We start from the raw sequence: 1,490 nt of genomic DNA on the forward strand, positions 1-1,490 counted from the left end.
GTTGAACTCCCGCAGCTCCGCGCCGAAGCTTTCGCACACGTCCCGCATGATCGCCTCGCAGCGCGTCAGCATCTCGCCGTTGAAGATCTCCCGCCGGTACTTCGTGACAAACACCAAGTGAGCGTGGAGGTGGAAAACGACATGGTTTCCCCGTCGGATATCGGGATCTGGTTCCCAGCGCGGTGACATACGCCAAGTGTAGTAGGATCAAGCGAACTCGACCGGAGGGGGTGGGCTGGATGATCCGTGCGTACAAGTTCCTCCTGCGGCCCACCGTCCGCCAGGCCCAGGCACTGTCCGAAATGCTGCGGGATCACTGCTCCCTCTACAACGGGGCGCTTCAGGAACGCCGCGACGCCTGGCGGCATCCGTCGAAGACCACCGTCACGTACGGGATGCAGTCGGCGCAGCTCAAGGACGTCCGGGCGTTCGACCCGGAGCGTCAGGGCCGCTGGTCCTTCAGCTCGCAGCAGGCCACCCTGCGCCGCCTGGACAAGGCGTTCACCGCGTTCTTCCGCCGGGTCAGGTCCGGTGAGACGCCCGGCTATCCGCGCTTTCGCGGGGTGAACTGGTTCGACACGGTGGACTTCCCCAAGGACGGCGACGGCTGCCGGTGGGACTCCACCCCGCACGATGCGGCCACCCGCGTCCGCCTCCAGGGTGTCGGGCATGTGAAAGTCAACCAGCACCGTGCCGTGAGCGGCCGGGTCAAGACCGTCTCGGTCAAGCGTGAGGGCCGTCGGTGGTTCGTCGTACTGGCCGCCGAACAGGAACAGCCGGAGCCGCTGCCCGCGACCGGCAGCGTGGTCGGGATCGATCTGGGCATCGCGAACTTCCTCGCCGACTCCAGCGGCGAGTTCGTCCCCAATCCGCGCCACGGGCACAAGGCCGCCGCGAAACTCGAAGCCGCGCAGCAGGCCCTGTCCCGGTTCCCGCGCCGCAAGGCCAAGGACCGTACCGCCAACCACCGGCGCGCGGTGGAGGAAGTCGCCGAACAGCACGGCAAGGTACGGCGCCGGCGTCTGGACCACGCACACAAGACCGCCCTCGGCCTGGTCCGCGCACACGATGTGATCGCGCATGAAGACCTCCAGATCCGCAACATGAGCAGGGCTCCCGCACCGAAGCCCGACCCCGATCAGCCGGGCGTGTTCCTGCCCAACGGGGCAGCGGCGAAAGCCGGGCTCAACAAGTCGATCAACGATGCCGGTTGGGGGGTGTTCCTGACGATCCTGCACGCCAAGGCTGAAAGCGCCGGACGGGAAGTGATCGCCGTGGACCCCCGCAACACCTCCCGCACGTGCCCCGAATGCGGGCACACCGCCAAGGAGAACCGGCCCACCCAGGAAAAGTTCCAGTGCGTCGCCTGCGGCCACACCGCCCACGCCGACACAGTGGGCGCCATCAACGTTCTACGGGCCGGGCTGGTCCATCGCAACGCCAACCCGGCATAGCGAGAAGCCCCCGGCTTCAGCCGGGGGAGGAGTCAC

2 protein-coding genes are annotated in these 1,490 nt (G+C 67.4%); one reads left to right on the forward strand and one right to left on the reverse strand.

Going from position 1 to position 1,490, the window contains the following annotated elements; genetic code table 11:
* On the reverse strand, positions 1-189 hold a 189-nt coding region (locus tag ACZ5VD_RS43905), incomplete at its 3' end, for a transposase (protein ID WP_468686092.1).
* Positions 190-239: 50 nt separating this feature from the next.
* On the opposite strand from ACZ5VD_RS43905, the gene ACZ5VD_RS43910 reads away from it, so the two are divergent.
* A complete protein-coding gene (locus ACZ5VD_RS43910) occupies positions 240-1,454 on the forward strand; it encodes an RNA-guided endonuclease InsQ/TnpB family protein (protein WP_468686094.1) in 1,215 nt (404 codons plus the stop codon).
* Positions 1,455-1,490 lie beyond the last annotated feature (36 nt).

Source organism: Streptomyces sp. NPDC032822, assembly GCF_055578825.1.